This is a genomic window from Sphingobacterium prati, from assembly GCF_013167215.1.
Lineage (GTDB): Bacteria > Bacteroidota > Bacteroidia > Sphingobacteriales > Sphingobacteriaceae > Sphingobacterium > Sphingobacterium prati.
Genome location: NZ_JABJWY010000006.1, coordinates 133,374 through 152,677, shown reverse-complemented (window position 1 = coordinate 152,677; position 19,304 = coordinate 133,374). Strand labels below are relative to the sequence as shown.

The 19,304-nt window shown below is 42.3% G+C and carries 9 protein-coding genes; all 9 read right to left on the bottom strand.

Going from position 1 to position 19,304, the window contains the following annotated elements; translation table 11 throughout:
• Nucleotides 1–164: 164 nt before the first annotated feature.
• A complete protein-coding gene (locus HPC41_RS00585) occupies nt 165–1,727 on the bottom strand; it encodes a DUF4832 domain-containing protein (protein ID WP_343043776.1) in 1,563 nt (520 codons plus the stop codon).
• Nucleotides 1,728–1,771: 44 nt separating this feature from the next.
• Complete coding sequence (locus tag HPC41_RS00580; protein WP_216660612.1) at nt 1,772–2,986, bottom strand: SusE domain-containing protein; 1,215 nt, start codon at nt 2,984–2,986, stop codon at nt 1,772–1,774.
• 122 nt (nt 2,987–3,108) lie between these two features.
• Nucleotides 3,109–4,755 (bottom strand): RagB/SusD family nutrient uptake outer membrane protein, encoded by a 1,647-nt coding sequence (locus HPC41_RS00575; protein WP_216660611.1) that lies wholly within the window; start codon nt 4,753–4,755, stop codon nt 3,109–3,111.
• Between the two features lie 11 nt (nt 4,756–4,766).
• Nucleotides 4,767–7,763, bottom strand: coding sequence for a SusC/RagA family TonB-linked outer membrane protein (locus HPC41_RS00570; RefSeq protein ID WP_172392063.1), 2,997 nt, complete (start codon nt 7,761–7,763; stop codon nt 4,767–4,769).
• Nucleotides 7,764–8,202: 439 nt separating this feature from the next.
• Nucleotides 8,203–9,429, bottom strand: coding sequence for a glycosyl hydrolase family 28 protein (locus tag HPC41_RS00565; RefSeq protein ID WP_172392062.1), 1,227 nt, complete (start codon nt 9,427–9,429; stop codon nt 8,203–8,205).
• A gap of 77 nt (nt 9,430–9,506) precedes the next feature.
• A complete protein-coding gene (locus HPC41_RS00560; RefSeq protein WP_216660610.1) occupies nt 9,507–13,571 on the bottom strand; it encodes a hybrid sensor histidine kinase/response regulator transcription factor in 4,065 nt (1,354 codons plus the stop codon).
• Between the two features lie 206 nt (nt 13,572–13,777).
• Nucleotides 13,778–14,548, bottom strand: a complete 771-nt coding sequence (locus HPC41_RS00555) for a hypothetical protein (RefSeq protein ID WP_172392061.1) — start codon at nt 14,546–14,548, stop codon at nt 13,778–13,780.
• A 14-nt stretch (nt 14,549–14,562) separates the two neighbouring features.
• Entirely contained in the window at nt 14,563–17,328 is a 2,766-nt protein-coding gene (locus HPC41_RS00550) for a sugar-binding domain-containing protein (RefSeq protein ID WP_246250238.1), read from the bottom strand.
• Between the two features lie 97 nt (nt 17,329–17,425).
• The gene (locus HPC41_RS00545; RefSeq protein ID WP_172392060.1) at nt 17,426–19,213 is read right to left on the bottom strand and encodes a glycoside hydrolase family 2 protein; all 1,788 of its coding nucleotides are present in this window, start codon (nt 19,211–19,213) and stop codon (nt 17,426–17,428) included.
• Nucleotides 19,214–19,304 lie beyond the last annotated feature (91 nt).

The window sequence follows — 19,304 nt, the reverse complement described above, 5'->3', positions numbered from 1 at the left end:
ACATTGGATGACGAAACAAAAAAGAGGAAACGATAAGAAACATAAAAATTACTGTACAATAAAACGCTAAGAGAAAGGGTCTGATGAGAATCAGGCCCTTTTGACGTAAAAAAAGCCACCAAATAACTACTGGCGGCTGTTTTTGATTGCCATTTGGTACTTTTTTATTGTACTTGTACTTTCAATAATTTTAACCATCCGCCGCTCGTAATATCACCATTTACGGCAAGCCGTATTCCCGGCTGATTTTCATTTGTCGTATCTACAATGGCGACGGCCCAGGTGTAATTGCCGGCAGGTACATCCACATTCACCTTTAACTCATACGATGTTGAAGAACTCTTTATCCAGGTTGAAGGTTCCCCTTTATCATCAATAAAAACTTTTTTTACATTATTTTCTTCATCCAGAAGTGCAAAAGCTACTTTATATTTATAGTTCCATTGGGGAATATTATTCGGAAAATAACCCCACCCCATATTCCGCCAACGATGGTTAATTGTTGTTTCAGTACCCGCGTTCACTTTCTCCGGTAAATAAACCCGATCCGGATATAAACGATAACCACCTTCAGAAATAAAACGCTGACATAGTGTAAAGGACTTGGTAAACCAGCTTTCAATTTCTCCAATCCGGAAATCCATCATGTTTACGCCTGCTTCCAAGGAGCTGTCAAACTCACCTTGCCGAACGTCCTCGGGATGGTCTTGTCGGTATTTACCACTTGGATCTGTCCAGTAACGATGTGTGCCCGTAGTAATCCAGCCGCCTTCCATAATAATCGGACGTTTAAAATTCCAGGCCTTCGCAAAATTCTTCTCCCAACTTTGATAATAATCGGTCATCCCAAAAGCATCCTGACGCAGGCTGTATCCTTTATTAATCATCTTATTCAACAACTTTTCAGAATTAGGATTGGGAGCTCCATTGCCAGCAGGATCCCCAACTACACGATGATAATTGATCAGCAATGGCACTTTAGTGAAATTTTTCGCATAAACATCCGAAATCCAATCAACGACTTCTTCTTTGATGACCTCAATATTTTGACCGGAGGGATTATTCGGATCTTCATAAATGACACTGTGTCCCTCACCCCACAACCCGAGCCCGTAGGCATCTACAAAGGAGGTCTTATTTAAATCGTTAAAATCTTTTGCGAGTTCTTCGATCAGCTTGCCATAATATTTTCGAAAAATAGGGTCCTGTAGCACCGGTGTTTTTCTGTCCGGAAAAGATGCATTGGCGACATAATACTTGGCTCCTGCATCGAACACAAACTGCGGCGTATTCGCCCCCTGGTCTCGACCGTCGACGACGATACGAAAGGCAATTGGCAATCCTTTATCTTGTGCCCCTTTGATCATTTTATAGAGTGCTGTGCTGGGATCTCTCCAGGCATACACGCCATCGGCAGGATTAAAGGTTCGCCAGCTGGTACGGATATAACAGGCTGATGCATAGTCAATCGCTTTAACCGTTTTACCTAAGTCGGGTACATAGAATTGGGTATCCCAATATGAGGGATTGCCCGAAGCTGAAGCGTACATGACCCAGCCGTTTAAAGGGTTACGAAACATGGAACTCCGGTTGTAACTGGGTTTTACCAAGGTACCTGACATAGCACTTTCACTATCAGCGCCATCTTTCTTACATGACACTGCTAGAAAGCAAAGCATAACAGCAAATGCTCTGAGGCAGGCTTTTTTATAATTTATATTTTTCACTTTCAAAAATGTTAACGTTAATTTATGCGTTTATATACGATTGCTTACCGTTTTAACGCTAGAATTGTCATGTTTCTTAGATCAAAAATCAGCACATTGGTGGTGGCCGGAACGGTGAAATAAGAATTGCGATTTGCACTCGTGGTACCGCCCCCCAATTCAGTGGCCTTTCCCAAGGTGAGTGTCAGGGTCTGGGCCACACCGCCAGATGTGAGCGGAGCACTAAATGCGTAAGCCAGATTTTTGTTATTACTGTTATCCCCAGTCACGATAAACTTTGTTGTTCCCACTTTACCGCCAGTGTAGACCAAAACTTGTGGATCTGCTAAACTCACCGTACAGTCCATTTTAACCGGAGTGCCCCAGCCATTAATGCTTCCGTGCATCCATAAATCCGTCACAGTGGTCGTATAAGGTTGGTCCCCTGTCCAGGTCACGGTCTTTGCTGCTAGCGCTTTAGCCGGTGAATAGATTGTTGCTGTGGCTTTCTGCATGTTGACCACGACGCGGTATTCTCCAGCAGTTTCTATTTTCCAGGAGAACGCACGTTCTCTCATCTTAATACCGACAGCATTACCGTCGTTTAATGCTGTGCTTCCATCGGCAGTAACCACATAATTGGTCTCACCGTTGAATTCGACCGGAATTTCGAGTTCGCCCGGCTGTAAATTCAATACATAGGCATATTGATCCAGATTTTCCAATGTTTTTGGCAGCTCCACCTTGCTCGCTCCCACCGCACTTCCGCTCAAAAACACTTTATCGGCATCAAAAATAACTGTCTTAATTGGGTTTACTGTAATTCTTACGGTCCGTACTTCGGGTGCCTCAAAAGTAGCGCCACCCTCCCATTGGGCAACTACCCTAAACTCCAGCGTGAAGCTCTTATTTGCCGGTATCCCCCATTTTTCGTTTGCCCAATTTTGCAATTGTTCGGAAGTAAAGCTCCTGCCAAATACATTATCATCTTCATAATTGAATATGGCTGTACCGGTGCCAAAATTGTTCCCAACTACATCTAACATGGTACTGTAGCTCACCAAATGATCATCTGACTGTGCCCTGGCAGGCTTCCAGTTAAATGTGACAATATCTTTTGCCATATTGACCTCGTCCAGCGTAATGTTTTCGGATGAAGGCTGAAGTTCCAACGTCTCATTGACTTTGGGTATATCCTGTATTTCCTGTTTGCACGATAACTGGCACAGTACCATGCATAAGAAAAATAAAGCTTTGTATAAATAATTGATTATTTTCATTGGTTTATATTTTTACTAACATTTGGATAGTATCACGCGCTTGACTGGCGCAGCTGCTGTTTTGTCATCAGATGGGGAAGCTACCGAAATTCGAATGCTATTCGTACAGCTTCCCGTTACCATTAATTATAACCTGGATTCTGAGGGAATGGTGCCCCTGTATTTGCATCCCTGATCACCTGTGGAATAGGCCACAAGATGTTATTATCTGTGATCTTATCCTTAATGGCGTTATTGTACTTTTTAACACGCTCCACCAATTTGTTGGTACGTACCAAAGTAAACCTTCTGCTTTCTTCCCCGACTAATTCCCGGATACGCTCATCGAGCAGAAAATCCATATTCATCTGTGCGCCCGTAACTTCGGATGCTCCGGCTCTTTTCCGCACCTCATTTATGGCTTGCGCGGCTTTATCAGGCATATTTTGCCCCAAATAGGCTTCGGCTAACAACAGATAGGTCTCGGCCAGACGGAATTTCATGCGGTCTTTATAACTGCCGGTGAGGCTTAAATTTTCAGTACGTCCGTAAAAGAATTTTGTAATCGCCGGAAATAAACTTTTTGTTGTAAACCAGGTCTGTTCGGTGATATTGGCTTTTTTCCCATACAGTGAGCTCTCATTGGCATTGTTGTAATACCAGTTGCGTTTGATATTGTAGCCTGAATTACGCATATCATTCGCTTCAAAAACACCGGCGACATTGCCTGTAGCATTAGTCCCTGTAGTGCCTACCCACCATTTCATAGGCACTAATTGTGCGATACCGCGACCACCCAGGGTGTCCGCCAAAACAAATCCCGTAATCGTGGAGTAATTGGGTATCCAAGCCCTACGGGTCCAGTCATCCGAATTGGTACCACCACCGATCGTGTTAAACTGGAATTGCAATACCCAGATACTTTCTTTATTGCCACTTTTTCTGTTTTGATTATCTTCCAGAAACAAATCGCTGAATACATCGCCTGGCTTGTTGCCGTTGGCTCCGTATCTGGTCTTCATCAGGTTGTAATAACCACTATTGATAACAGCCAGTGCTGCCTTTTCTGCTTCAGCAGGATTGCCCTGTAGCAAATAAATTTCGCTCAACAAATGGCTTGCGGCCCATTTGGTCAGCTTCCCTTCTTTCACCGCATCCGGATTTGTTGGCAGATTATCAACAGCGAACTTTAGATCCTCTACCATATGTCCGATGACTTCGGCTTTTGGGGTGCGCGTAAAATTAAGCTGAAAATCATACAGAATGGTTTCGACATAAGGTACGTCTCCATAGAGATAAACCAAGGTACGGTAGGCATAAGCCCTAAAAAAACGGGCCTCTGCCTGAAAACGTGCTTTATCCGCCGGTGTATCCCAGTTGGTGTTTTTTTCGGAATAAACTAACATGAGGTTTGCCGATGAAATTAAATTATAAGCCCAATTCCAGTAAGTACCCACAAATCTTTCGGATGAGGTAAGTGTAAGGTTAGCAAAAGCCATCAAAGAACCATCACTATTAATGGCATCGGCGATATCTGTAGCCACCTGTAAGGCTTCGTATGGACAGGCACCATTGTGGATAAAGGCGCCACCCTCGCCATAAGTATTATATTCGGAACGGGTGAGTGTATATAAACCCGCGCTGCCCACCTCGAAACCATAGGTGCTGGTATAGGTATTGGACGGTGCCAGTTCAGTTTTCAGCTCTTCCTCCAGAAACTTCTTACAGCCACCCAGGGAGAACAATACGATAAGTGCCAAATTTGATGTGATAATATTTTTTATTTTCATGTCCTAGTCGATTAGAAGTTTACATTTAAGCCAAACATATAAGAACGTGCGGTCGGATAAGAGGCCATCCAAGTGTTATCATAATTTAATACCTCTCTTATATTAGAAATTGTATTCAGATTGTTCACGCTGACATTCAAGTCAATACCGCTTACGCCTACTTTCTTAGCAATGTTATGCGGTAATTTATAACCGAAGGTTATGTTTTTTACCTGCGCGTAACTCACTTTTTTATAATAGCCATGTCCCAATGGATTGAGATAGCCGGGGGAAACAATCGTGGCATCGGGATTTTCGGGGGTCCAATAATTGGCACCATGTACATAATTTGTAATACCGAACGTCCAAGCTCCCAGATTAGCCATGTGATCATCACGCCATACGCCAAAAACACCTGTAACCAAGGCCGATGCATAGAAGTTTTTGTACGAAAATCTGTTGGCCAACGAAGCGGTATAACGTGGGTTCTTAGACCCTATAACCATTCGATCGCTGGTCTCTATCTTGCCGTTACCATCGCGATCGTATAGTTTGGCAGCTCCAGGAGCTGCCCCATCAACCGTAATGGTTTCACCATTCTGCCATACACCGATCATTTTATAATCGTAAAATACTCTTAATGGCTGACCAATAAACCAGTTATTGGCAATATCATCAATACCATCCCCTCTTAACTCAACAATTTTGTCTCTGTTCAAGGAAAACACAGCCGTCGTATTCCACTGGAAATTTTCCCCTTTAACATTCGCTGAGTTTAAAGTGACCTCAATACCTTTATTTTGGGTCGCACCAATATTGTCCCAAATTCGGTTATACCCGTTCATGATTGGTACGGTACGGGTCATGAGCAAATCTCTTGTTTTGGAAAGATAGGCATCGACGGTACCGCTCAACCTGTTTTTAAACAATTGAAAATCTAGACCAAGGTTGGTTGAATAGGTCGTTTCCCATTTCAAATTAGGGTTACCCACGCCATCTCCGGCCAAATAGGCTGTCGTAACGGCTGTTCCATCGTCTCCCCAAATGTATTTTACATTTGAATAAAGCCGATCTAATGTGCGGTATGGTGTAATCGCCTGGTTACCATTGGCCCCATAAGAAAGACGTATTTTCAACATGTCTAACCATTCCACCTTACCTTTTAGGAAGTTTTCCTCACCGATCTGCCATGCCGCCGCAGCAACAGGAAAGAATGCGTATTTATTGTTGATCCCAAATACCGAAGCTCCATCCGTACGCCCGGTTAAGGTCAATAGATACTTGCCTTTATAAGCATAATTTATCCTGCCCATATAGGACAGCATGGCGGATTCCGATAAGGAAGCGCTGTTGGAAACAAGACGGCTGGCCGAACCGATCATAAAGTATTCGGTGTCATCGGTGACAAAACCGGCTCCGCTCTGGGCTGTTGACCAACTTTTCGTTTTTTGCATACTGAACAAACCGGTCACGTCCAAACGGTGATCGCCTATCTGGCGTTCGTATTTGAGCAAATTCTCCCAGGTATAATCATTATAATTAGAGTTGTTGATGGATGCACTACCGCCGGCCTGCGTACCTTGGTCCCTGCCCTCAAAGGTGTTGCGCCCGTAATAGGTACCTGTAAACCCATTCCGATAATTATAACCAAAATTTGACCGTAAGGAGAGACCTTCTACGGGCAACAAAATATTGGCATATCCCGAAAGGAAGAAGTTGTTGTTATACCGATCTTGTATCGCATTGACGTTGCGCATGGGGTTTACAATCAACGAGTATTCCATGGGTTCGGGCACATAATTACCAGACTCGTCTTGATAGCTACCATAGGGACTTTGCTTAATGGCATGTTCCAAATTGGGCGTAATGCCGCCATCGCTTTTCCGGGTATATTGCAGGCCTACACCGGTTGTAAGCCATTTATTAAAAGTCTGATCGACATTTGTGGTTATATTTAAACGTGACAACTTGGAATTGTACACGACACCTTCCTGATCTAAGGCTGCAAGGGCCGCCATGTACTTCGTATTTTCGGTACCTCCGGAAATGCTCAGCTGATGATCCATGGTCAAGGCTTTTCTGAAAACGTAATCCTGCCAGTTGTTGGTAGTGCCTTTCGCATAATTGCCGCGCTCCGTTACACTAATAATATCGCCTGCAATAGGATCCAACAAAGCGCCGGTGTATCCTTGCTTAATGCGGGCAATATCTTGTTGAAAGCGGATGTATTCATTTGGCCCCATGACATTGATGCGTTGCATAGGCTCGGCAATACCGATCACCCCTTTGTAGTTTACCTGAGCTCGGCCTAGGGCGCCTCTTTTGGTTTGTATCAGAATGACACCATTAGCTGCTCGTGAACCGTAAATAGCGGCCGCGGAAGCATCTTTTAAGATAGAAAGGTTCTCCACGTTGTTGGGATCTATATCAGCCAACGAACCGCTATACGGAATGCCATCCAAGATAATCAGTGGACTATTATTTGCCGAGATAGAATTTTCACCGCGTATCAGCAAGGTTTGCGATGCTCCCGGTGCAGCCTCTCCGGTAGTAATGGAGAAACCGGCCACTTGCCCCACCAAACGATCCATCAGGTTGGAGGTAGATACCATGCTTAGCTGCTCTTTTCCCACTACAGCCAAACCACCTGTTAAATCCTTTTTCTTGGCGGTACCGTAACCTACGACCACAACCTGATCCAGGACATTATTTCCGGACATCTTCACATTGATGACTCCAGATGGATTGACCTTTATTTCTTGGCTATTGAAACCGGTATAGGTAAATAGTAGCGTAGCGGTGGATGCCGCCCGGATGGTATAATGACCGTTTGCATCTGTTTGTACGCCGTTTTTCGCACCTTTAATCATGACGGAAACACCCTTAAGTCCTTCTCCTGCATCATTGGTCACCAGACCTTTGACTTGCATTTGATCTGTTGCTTGCGAATAAGCGTAATTGGACGCCACCGACAATAGGGTGGCACTCATTACCCAGCTCCTGAGCCAGATATGTATCTTTTGTATCATTGATTTATATTGGTTAGTTTAAAATTTACTTGCGTTCTTTACGTTCCCTTTCTCGTAAAGAATATGAGTTTGAAATAGGTCTGCTTCAATAGGCTTGGATTTTTAATTTAACTTTTTGTGATAGATAACATCTCATTGCTGCAAATGCATGGGCAATGCTGATCGCAAAACTTCGTTTTCGGACTTATTGACGAAGCATAAAATTCTGTTGCGCCTTGCTCATGTTTTTTGTAAAGTTGGGGTTACCCTTCGTGAGCTTAATCACGTGGTCAGGAGGAATTTTCATACACATATTTTGCTTTTTTTAAATTGGTTAAGACAAAACTATCATCATAACCAATTCATAGGGTTCGTTTTTGTACGAAAATGGTTTGATTTTGTACAAAAGGCAAAAACAGGTGTTTTTCGCGCTATAATAGGGATATAGAGCGATTTATAATTAATTCTTTATACGCATTACATGATCAAGGACAACTGTTTCACTTTGTTGTACATCGATCGCTTCATCCTTGCCTTGGTAAATAATATCCCTGAAGCTAGCTTGCGGGATACCTTTGGCTTTTATGGGCTGATGGCTGACTAGATTTCGTACGAATAGGCCTTTCACGTGTTCGGCATACTCAACGACCAGACCTTGTTTCGCTAAAGGACTGATGACCATATTCTCGATAAAAACATTGCTTATCCGAAGGTTACCCACTGGCATGATCCGTATGGATCGGTGTGAGATGGAATAGAAGTCCTGCCAGTTCTGGAGATAAATAGTTGAAATATTGTCTATCTCGCCCCTATAGATCGAACCACTGACCACATTTACATTTTCTTCTCCTGCTCCGACTCCCGTATCTGTCAACCCTATATTAATAAAGTCGTCGCCACTTTTACCTTTGCAATTTGCAATAAGAATATTTTTACAGCCAAAACGTACGCCCATGCCGTCCTGGTTTAAGATCTGTTTGTCCACTCCATCAACAGTGACGGCCTGCCTCACGTTAAAGGTCATATCACTCACCTTACCATTTGTACAGCGTTCCAGTACCAATCCATGACCATGATAATCTTTTAGCGTAATACCGCTAACTTCAAATACATCAGTGTAAGCCAATATAATGGCATGATTTCGCCATCCGCCTTTTTGGTTCACTCCCGGTTTGCCGGCATCGGTACCGTAGGATTGTCCAAATCCGTTAGGGTTTAGGGACAAAGTTTTATTGTGGTCACCTGTAGCCCTGGGGTGATCAGCTCCCTCTAAAAGGACATTGCCTTTGCCAATAATCCGGATATTCTTTAAGGGTACGATGTCTTTGATGGTCAATCCGACATTTGCCGAACGGATAAAATTATCCCGGCATTTATCCGATAGCTTAATGGTACAGTTGTTCAATTCGAGTTCAAAATCACTGGGAAGCAAAATGGCCTCATCAATGAGCCAGACACTTTTTTTCGCTACCGCATCATATTTAGGGATCACTACTTTTCCAGTCGTATTTTTTGCTTCCTTTATGGCTTTTTGTATCCGCTCTGATTGGGAACCAGTTTTGTATTTATTGGGGCTGATAAAAGTCTCTTCTACCTTTTGGCTGACGGCCGCTGCCAGATAAAATACATTACACAAGCAAATCAAATAGGTGAGCAGAAGTTTTTTTTTAAAAATTGTCATTTTCATTATCATTAGGATTTCAAAAATATAGAATTGCCTTTCTCCCAGCAGAAAGGGTTATCGGTCAAAATTGGCTGTTCTTTTTATTTCTTTCCACTGGAAACCTTTTTCTTATACTCGGAAGGGCTCAGTTCAAATTGCTTTTTGAAACAGACGCTAAAGTATTTGGCATTGTTAAACCCGGTCTGGTAAGCAACCTCTGCTACGGTCAAATCCGATTTCTCCAACAGGTAAGCACTTCTTTTCAGGCGCATGTTCAAAATAAATTCTTTGATCGACATCCCAACAATATCATGTATTTTTTGATAGAGAATGGTTCTGCCCACGTTCATATCAGCCACAAAATCCTCTACAGAATAACTGGCATTGTCAATGTTTTCTTCAATGACCTGAATGGCCTTAATCAGTAGTTCCTCGTCCATGGAGGTGACGGTAACATTGGAGGGATCCACCTGAATATGTTTGCTGTATTTTTCTTTTAGTTCCTGCTGATTTCTTAGAATGGTTTCAATTTGTTGCAACAGATAGTCGACATGAAAGGGTTTATCAATAAACACATTGGCCCCATATTCCAATGCTTTTATCTTATTCTGATTGTCATCTCCGGTACCCGAAATCATGATAATAGGAATATGGCTCGTCTTAAAATTTTGTCTAAGGCTACGGCAGACTTCCAAACCACTGCGATTGGGCATGATCAAATCGGTAATAATGAGTTGCGGATAAATTTTTTCGGCTTTAGTTAAGCCTTCTTCTCCGTCACTTGCCGTATATACATTATATTTTTCGGCCAGGCGCTGCTCCAGATAGACCCGAAGCTGTTGATCATCTTCAATGAGCAGGATATTATCTGTTTTTTTGATAGGGATAGATCCGCTTTCAGGCATTACTGTATCCTGCGTGATAATCTCGTCGATTTCAGAAACAGTATAATCATACACGTTAGACTGCATATCGCCTGAACCGGCCTGTTTTCTTAAAGGTAAGGAAATGGTAAATGAAATTTTATCGGTCTTATTGACCATCCATATTTTGCCCTCAAGCACATCTACCAGTTCTTTTACAATGGCAAGCCCTAGTCCTGAACTTTCTTCAAAAGTTGGCCTATGCGACGACAGCCGGTTGAAAGAGGTATACAACGTTGCAATCTGTTCTTCGGAAAAACAATCGCCGGTATTTAAAACTTCGATGGAGATATATTCTGTCCCCTCTGGGTTTAGCACCGAAAACCGATCTTTTTCTTCTGCTGTAGCAGGATAGATACGTACGCCCACATACCCATTGTCAGGTGTGTACTTTAGAGCATTGGAGAAAAGATTAGTCAATATTTTCTCGATAATATCATAATCAAAGGCAACATATAAACTGTCCTTATGCGCCGAAATATTGGTTTCAACGCCTTTTTTGTTGGCATAGAGTTCAAATAGGCCAAATATATCCTTTACAAAGTTGATAAAATCGCCATTTTGCGGATTGAGTGTAATTTTTTGGCTTTCGATTTCGCGAAAACGTAGTAATTGGCTGATCATCCGCTGTATTCTGGAGACATTCCGCTCTATTAAATCCATGTAAACCAAAGCAGTATCATTGGCCACAATTGTTTCTTTGAGTTGTTTAAGTGGTTGTAAAACCAGCGTTAGCGGTGTTTTTAAGTCATGCGAGATATTGGTAAAAAAGTCCGTACGCGCCTGACTAAGCTCTTGCATATTCTGTTCTTTTAAACGCTCAAGTGCCAAACGCTCCTTAAACACTCTTTTATTGCTGTAATACCGCATAATAAAAAAGAGCAGGGCAAAAACAAGTGCCGCATAGAAACAATAGGCCCACCAGGACAAGAAAAATGGCGGATCAATGTGGATGTACAATCGCGATATTTGATCGCCCCACTGCCCATCATTGTTGGAAGCCTTGATTTCGAAGGTATAATCTCCGCCCGGGAGATTGAGAAACTGTACAGATTTCTGACCTGCATGACTAATTTGCCATTCTTCGCCAAGTCCCAACATCCGGTACGCAAACTGATTCTTATCCGCTGAAAGATAGCTATTTGCTGAAAACTTGATTTCGACATTAGACTGGTTACTGGAGAGCCTTATCTGATCTTCTTTTTGATTGGAAAGGCTACTGATATCTTTGGCTAAAATTGACGAGCCTTCATCTGGTTTCACTAATTTGTTGTTGACCAAAAATCCTGTAAAAAACACTTTTGGCTTTTGCATATTTTTATTGAGGTATGCGGGGTCGAACAGCAGAAATCCATTGGTGCCACCAAACAGCATTTCACCCCTGGATGTCTTGTAAGCGGCATGAATGTAAAACGAACCAATCTTATTTTCCTGGTAGAACCTGGCTTTCTCAAATTTTTTGGATTTCCGATCGAAACAATAAAGACCATCACTGGTACTTAACCAGACATTTTTCGTGGCGTTATCTTCTAATAGGCCAAATACCATTTTCGCCGGAAATCCGCTACTTGCACTATAATTGATGTATGTTCCATCTTTTTTGAGCACATTTACACCTTTGCCCAATGTTCCCAACCAGACTTCGCCATTCGAGGTGAGTGTATAACTGCACAGGTAATTTGCAGAATAGGAGGCATCTTTGACCAAGTAATGCTTCAACACCTTTAAGGTATGGGCATCTACAACAAAAAAACCTTGATGGCTAATTAAACAGAGCTGATTTTGGTTATTCACATATAATGCTTCGACTTCCAGATTCAATTTTCCCCCAGTAGCCTCGATGACGCTCACCATTTCTACCGGACCCAGTGGCTTCTTGCGATATAAAAATGATTTATCGGGATCTGTCATCCACCAGGTACCTTCCTTGTCGTTTACAAAATCATAAACCGTGAGCGGCTGCCTGCTTTCCGGAGAGCGAAAATCGAAACTGTTGAAAAGGTGATTGACCACATCATAACGGCCAATACCACCATTGTAGGCCGAAATCAACAGGCTTTTGCTCTCCCTGTCAAATTTCAGGCGTTTAATCATATTGGGACTTGAAGAACTGCCATGCGATCGCTCAAGGCGACTAAACTGATCTTTTTCTCTATTCCAATAATTGAGACTCCCCCCCTCGGTGCCGATCCATATATTTCCCAGATGGTCCTCCTGAAAACTGCTGACGATAGGATGGTTTAGCCCTCCGGGACTGGGTTTAAAGTAGCGTACCCTGGAGTCGTAAAGCGAACAATAGGCGATTTTACCACCGTAGGTACCTATCCAGGCCCCCTGGTCCGGATCCGCATAGATTGTCCATATCGAGTTATTAGGCAATGAATAAGCATCGTTGAGATTCATCTGCAAGGCGCTGCTGCTCCCATTGGCGGGATCATAAAGAAATAATCCGGCTTGCGTAGCCACCCAGATCACCCCAGTGTGGTCCACATACAATTTTTTGGTTAAAACAGATGGGTTCCCTCCCATGCTTACGGGAATTTTCTGTTTTAAGGTGCCTGTCAAATCTGTTACATGGATCCCGTCCCGCTGTGTCAAAAAGTAATAGGAGCCACGATATGCAACCGCGTCATTCACCTGATTGGTTGTACTGCCAAAATCCGCAAACCGGACCAGGCTTTTTTTAGTCATTTCTACTTTGTACATGATCGCGCCTTGCGTTAAAAACACATGGTCGCTGGTACTCAATATATTTTGGAAAGACTTGTCTTTGGGCAATAAAAAGCTTTCGGTTTTTTCATCTTGTGGATGATAACGAAGTACACTATTGTCTGAAAGCATGTAAAGCTGGCCATCACTATGTACACATAATGATCGGATTTTTCCCGGAACGACGACTATGAAAGAAAATCGCTCGTAATCAAATTTTAATAAGCCGTGGCCCGAAGCTAAAAATAGATTTCCTTTTTTATCCCGGATTAACGAACCGTATCCCCATTTCTGTTTCGGTTTGATCGCAGAAACGATATCGTTTAACTGATAAAAGCTATTGCCATCGTACATGAATAGCGCATCGGGACCGGTGTACCAGATACGCCCTAAGCTGTCTTTTGCGATGCTTTGTATACCGCCGTAATACGAAGTTTCGGGCATCAGGTGAAATCTGTACCTCGAGAGATCAATACCGAGAACAGATTGTCCAAAAAAAACAATGAAACATATGACCAGACTGTATTTATTCATTTACCAATCCTACTAAAGCTGTTTAAGTTCAATCAAAAATTTTTACACTTACTAGGTTACTGTCAAAATGCCGAGCTGTATTTTATTAAGACAAGCATTTCTTTAAGCTACGATTCTCTTTTAATTATCCAAAGGGCTGTGTCAAAATTTCGACATACGTTCCTTTTTACTCTTTTTCAGATACATCCTAAAACCGTAACTCCTATTTACTTAAAAATAGGAGTTGGAGACAAACTTATTTTCTTTTGTTTATTGTTTTTGAGTTCAAAGATCACAAGTTCATTTTTGCCGGTCACTAGATTTTCAGATGGGATTAATATTGATTGTTGCTTCTCTTCTTCCCAGTAAGACCCCAAATACCGTTGATTTAACCATACCTCTCCCATTCCCCATCCGGTCATATTAAGATACATATTTTGAGGATGATTGAAATCGAATTGACCTTGATAGAAACCGGGTGTATCAGTGCCTGGGTTTTGTTCAAACACCAAATCCTTTATTGGGTAATTGCGTACATTTAGGGGAACCATTTTCCAGTTTTGGATGTTGTTTCCATCTAAGGTAACGTTGCCAAACAGCCCTTTTGAATTATCCGTAATTTCTGGTCCATAGGTGATCCGGCCGATGTTCTCTACATAAAATTGGAGTGTGTGATTGCCCGGATCTACTTGGATGATCAACGTTTTATCCTGATCTGTCAGGGTACCCTGTAACTTGCCGTCCACATAGACCACGGCATAATCCCGTACGTTTTCCAATTCCAGCTCTTTACTTTCGGTATCTATATTTATCTCGGTCTGATAAAGCACATAGCCAAATTCGATGTTCAAATCGTTCATGGGCAATGCATCTTCGGCTTCCACCGCCTCTTTATAAACTTGGGATACAGGAGCTTTTCGCTCAAATATAATTTCCTGTGCCATTAGGGTCTGGCCTAAAAGAAACGTCATCATCGGAAATACAACTGTTCTTAACATCGTTTAAACCTTCCTTATTTCGTTAAAAATGATTGAATAAAAGTTTCGTCCAAGGGTACCTGCGGCGAAAATTTATCGCTATTCACATATTTATCAATACTGTACAACAACTGCTGGGTGGCCGGACGCTTATCCATATCTGTTTTTGTATCCAATGCCAGCAACAGCAGTTTCCCGCCATTCACCTTTGCTTCGAAACCAATACCTAATTTTTGGTTGTTATCGTAGCTGTCGATGACCTGTATAAAGGGACGCAGTTTTTGTGGTGCATGTTGCATTTCGATTACTTTTGCATTGTTCAGGATATCCCACCATTGCCAATCGGTATGGGACGAAGTAAGGAAATCCTTAAACATGGCCTGTTCATGATGGACCAGGTTACCGATCGTCATCGGTGCCCAAGCAAACATAATGGGGTTCCAGAAATGATTATGAAACATTGATTTTCGACCTTTTACGCTGGCTGGCGATGGATAAAAAACAACTGTTTTGCCTTGAGCCAACTGTTTTTTTGCCGCAGCATCGTAAATATCGGTGTATAATACTTTATCTGTAGACTGCATCAGATTTTGATGTTTTGGATATACCCAAATGTCCCAGCTGTTTTTAATCTTATCATTAACTGCAAGATGAACCGTAACCTTCTGGCTGCTGATGTTTTTTAGGGGAATCTCAAATTCACCCACTGGCGATACATGTTCGTTGGCAATGGTTTGCTTTTTCAGCGATCCTTTTTGCAATACTCTGCCCGCTGTATCGGTCAACCACCATTTAATTTTGGCATTTTCAAGGGCTGAATTGCTAAAGTTATAGACCTCGGCTTTTCCCTTAAATGTTTCGGTATTGAAATAACTACTTTTATCGTATCGCAATAGAGCGACTGTCGGCGCACAAAACTCCCTGAATTTTTCGGCGGTAACCAGCCCTTTAGAGTCCCAGAATGGGTCGAAGATTCCTACGGGAGCATACCCTTGTCCAGGAAAATCGTTCATTGACAAGAGCTGGAAGCCTGCCGATTTACCGGAGCGCAACAAGCCTTCGATCACGGCCTTGTACTCCAGTACGGTCAGTGCACCAGATGCCCGAAAGAAATCGTTCGCTTGATCCAGCATGCCATTTTTTTGCAGCAGATCTTTAAATACTTCAAAATTGCGCGCTTCAACGGGGCTGTTGGCATACTTCTTTATCTCATCAAAATTCGGATAGATACATCGTTGTCCCGATTCGTGCGAAATCACAGGAACATCTACATCAGATTCCATATTCTTATCCCAGTCGGTACCGGGTAGACCTTCGTAAACCTTTACAGGCCCCTTGTTGGTCTGCTGGGATACGTAATATTGATCCGATTTGACCCGTGTTCTAGCCGTAGAACCGCTATATAAATGTCGTGGATCAGCTTTTCTGCCTTCGGCGGTCAGTTCTTCGATAAAATCGAAGTTGCCGGTAATTTCATTGCCGTTACAGTACAAAATAAACGAAGGATGGTTGCCGTACTCTTTCAAAATAGCCTTAATTTCCCTACGGAAGAAGTTATATCTGGCTTCGTCAGGTTCCGCATCTTTGCCCCACATGGGCATCTCCACCTCAAAGTAAATTCCATGTTTATCTGCCATGCGAAAGGCCGCCGCAGGGGGACACCAGGAATGGAAACGTAAATGGTTCATTCCGTATTCCTTCATCAGCACCATAATCCGTTCCCAAGAGGCATCATCGAGCGGAGCATGTCCTGTTTTTGGAAACACTGCATTTTCTACGTTGCCTCGTAAATGAATAGGGCGATTATTGAGCAACACATGGTTTTTCCCTTGTTTCACTTCACGCATACCAAAGGTCGTCGATTTTTCATTTCGGTAGCTATTTTTGCCGTCGGAGGTATTCAACTGACAGCTGATCCGATAGAGATTGGGGTTAAACTCATCCCACAGTTTAATCTGTTTACCCAAGGGAATATTCGTCTCCACATACGTGATCGAATCGGTACTTACTAATGCGATTTCATTTTTAAGGCTGTAGTTTGTGCCAGCGATAGCAAAGGAAACCTTGCCCTTTACCTGTTTTTTAGTCACATTATTTACCTGTAATTTTACCTTTATGGAATGATCAGTTATGTTGGGATAAACTTGAAGGTCTTCCAAATAAACCGGATCGATGGCCATTAATTTCATCTCTCCTAAGATACCGTTCCAATTAATTTGGGTAAATTCGGTATGTGCATGGTTCCACTTATGGGTATTATACTGAAACCTATTATCGATACAGACTGTAATTCGATGCGTTTTTCCGGCCTTTACAAATGCTGTAAGATCGTGGTTGTGGGGTACACTTACATAATCGATGCTGCTAACTTCTTTGGTATCCACATAAATTGAACTTAACCAGTGGGTGCGTTCAAAATATAGGAATATTTTTTTACCTTTCCAGTCGGCAGGGATTTCGATATCCCGTTGGTACCATGCCGGCCCCATGTATTCGTATTTTCGGGTCAGACGGTCAATGTATTTATACGGATTTTTATATCCTATCTGATAATCGTCGGTAATGCCAGGAAGTTTGATCGTTTCTTGTAAAACGTGATTATAGCGCGGCGACAACGAACCTCTACGGAAATCCATGACATCGGTCTGGAAACCCCAAGCACCCGATAAATCGATGACATCTTGCGCTCTTAATAGGGTTGCTTGCACGAAGAGCCCCAGTAAGCATAGCATCTTAGCGTATTTGTATATACTTACCTTGTATTCGTCCATTTTGTGATTCGATTTTTTATGTGCTTTCATTCTTTTATTAAATATTTTTGTACGCAACGATGAAAAAACAAGTGTCATTGTGATAATCTTCTTTAGGTTCTGTTTTGGAAGTGCAAGGATTGAGGTCTTATTTATTATCATAATATTCCTTCATTAAAAACCAGGCTTTTTTTCGGTAGCCTTGATCTGATACTAATCCTTTGCGGTTCCAGCCATCTTGGTTGATCGGATGAAAACGGAATGGCGAACGGAAATCAAAAAGTACCCAGGGCGAAGTTCCGCGCAGGTTTGGAATATGCTTAAACATTTCGAGGTTATTTTTATACAAGGTTGCTTGGTAATCTTCGCTCCATGAACTGACAACATCTGCATCGCCGGTCTTGCCGTACAACGCCTCTGCCCCAAATTCAGAAATAATTAACGGTTTTCCTCTTGCCACTTCCCATCTGGCTTTATCAGGGGTGATTGGCCAGGGATGGTACCAGCCCATATATTTGTTAACGGCTACTACATCCAATTCGTTAACAAAAGGATCGTCCATGACAAATACCTGTTTCTCTTTTTGAAAACGGACCAAATCAAAAGCGGCGGTAATCAGTCTGGTGGTATCGATACTTTTGCAGGTTGTTATCAAATGCCTGATAAAATTATTTCTAGGTTCGGACGGCTGGGTTTCGTTAGCTACCCCCCAAAAAGCGAGGGCACAGCGATTTTTGTCTCGAGAGATCATTTCGCGCATCATTTTGCCCGCTTTTTCTTTGGTCAATTCATTTTCAAAGTCGATCCCCTGCCATATGGGAATTTCTTCCCACAACAAAAAGCCCATTTTTTCGGCCGTCCGCACGATATATTCATTTTGCGGATAATGTGCCAATCGAATCATATTGCAACCTAAAGCTTTAGCTTCTGAAAGCAGCATTACTGCATCTGCCTGCGAAAAAGCACGGCCTTTGCGTTGCGGTATTTCCTCATGAAACGAAATGGACTTTAGAAAAATAGGCTGGCCGTTCAGAAATATATCTTCCCCCTTAACCCCAATATTGCGAAAGCCTATCTCCTCCTCGATCTGATCCTCTTGGCTTAAAATCTTTACCTTATACAGTTTTGGTGCAGCTGGCGACCAACGTATAATTTTCCTTGCTATAAATGATGTCTTTATTTCTCCCTGAGCATCTGTCCTGAGCGTTTGAGTAAGTTGCAATTCTGGTATTTCGATGGTGATGGAAGAATTGGCCAGCTTATCTGAAAGCTTTACATGAGCATTGATTTTATCGGCTTCGGTTTTGTCTAATTGAATAAAATAATCGTCAATAAAAACTTTTGGCGTGCTTACTAAAAAAACATCACGGGTAATGCCGCCATAGTTCCACCAGTCAAAGGCCATTGCCGGAATGGCATCTACCTGCCGGGTATTATTGACTTCGATTGCCAAAAAATTATCCTTTTCTTTAACCGCATCGGTTATTTCCACCTGAAAGGGCGTAAAACCGCCCTCATGCTGTGCTATTTCTTCTCCGTTGAGGTAAATACGGCAACGATAGCTTACAGCACCAAAATATAAGAACAATCTCCCATTGCTTTCTTTCACTGTGTCAAACTTTCGGCCATACCAGATGGTACCTTCGTAGTATTTAAGTTCAGGCATCTGACTGTTCCAATCCGAAGGCACATTCAGACGTAGACCGTTATCAAAGGAATATTCATAAAAATCGGTCTTGCTTTCCGGTTTTTTATTCAGGTAGATTTTATTTTTTCTGCCCTGGTCGTATAGGTCTACAATGGCGTCCCATTTTCCGTTTAATGATTGTACACGCCTACCATACACATTGGTCATGTTTTGCTGCGCGACAACCTTAACGGTGATCAGACTAAAAAACAGGGACAATATCAAATATAGATTGCTCAGCTTTATCATAATAGGTTTACTTCTTAATAAAATTGTAAATGCAAGTCGCACATTCACTAAATTTCCTCGTTTTCAACATGGCACATCGACCGAATACATT